1 protein-coding gene is annotated in these 1233 nt (G+C 73.7%); it reads right to left on the bottom strand.

What is annotated here, in order from left to right; genetic code table 11:
* Positions 1–1233, bottom strand: a 1233-nt coding sequence (locus MXD58_RS27930; RefSeq protein WP_250611162.1) for a hypothetical protein, incomplete at both ends; no start/stop codon positions are given.

The following is a 1233-nucleotide window of genomic DNA, read 5'->3' on the forward strand; positions in this document are numbered from 1 at the left end:
CGGCGGCGCAGCACCAGCGCGCCGATCGCCGCGGCCAGCCACGCGCCGGCGAACAGCAACAGCCCGGCCCGCGCGTAGAGGATCTTCCCCGCGGATTTGCGCAGCTCGATGTAGACCCCGGAGTTGGTCGCGTTGGCGACCGCGTCCGCACCGCTGAACAGGCCGAAGTGATCGCGGATGTAGTCGAGGTTCGGCACCAGGAAGGCGACCGCCAGGGCGGTCATCGCCACCACCAGCCAGCGTGGGCGGACCGCGCCGAGCACGGTGAGCGCGCCGACGGTGAGCACGATCAGGTACGGGGTGAGCTGGTGGCTGACCACCGCCGCCGCGGTCAGCAGCAGGACCGCGGCGAGGACCGCGGAGCGCGGCCAGCCGCCATCGCGGCGAGCGGGCACGTCGCCACCGCCACCGACACCGACACCGCCACCGCCACCGCCACCGACACCGCCACCGACACCGGCACCGGCACCGGCACCGGCATCGCCACCGACACCGGCATCGGCATCGGCACCAGCGCCGGAGCGGCCGAGCAGCCGGCGCAGCAGCCGGCCGCGCCGGCCCGAACCGAGGGTCGCCCCGTTGCCGGTGAGCTGACCGACGACGAGGACGTGGATCGCCAGCGCCAGGGTGAACCCGATGGCCTGCGGCGCGAAGTAGTTCTGGCCGATCCAGTTCGCCGCGGTGAACAGGTACCCGGCGAACCAGGGCACGCGGGTGCCGCCGACCACGGCGCGGGCCAGGGCGACGACGAGGAACAGGTCGATCACGGCGAACAGCGGCTCGGCCCAGGCCGCGAACGACACCGGGTTCGGCTGCCCGGCGACCTCGCCGAACAGCGCGCCGAGCGCGAAGAAACCGGGCCACCGGTGGTAGATGTCGATCGACGGATCGACGCCGTGGTGGGCCTCGATGTAGCGGGTGACGCCGATGTGCTTGTAGACATAGGCGTACTGCGGCATGTCCGCGACGGCCGGGATCGTCGCGTACAGCACCAGGGCCAGCGCCACCCCGGCGCACGCGAGCACCACCCCGGCCGGCCGGGCGGCGGCCAGCGCGCCGACGGCGGCGAACGTCACCAGCGCCAGCGCGGCGAACCAGACCGCCGGCAGCACGGCCAGCAGCCCGTAGGAACCGAGGTGGTCGACCCGGATGACGCGCAGGCTGAGCACCCACAGCACCAGCCCGACCAGGACCGCGGCGAGCACCGTCCAGCCGTGGCCCTCCATCCCACGC

This window comes from Frankia sp. AgKG'84/4 (assembly GCF_023242965.2).
Taxonomy (GTDB): domain Bacteria; phylum Actinomycetota; class Actinomycetes; order Frankiales; family Frankiaceae; genus Frankia.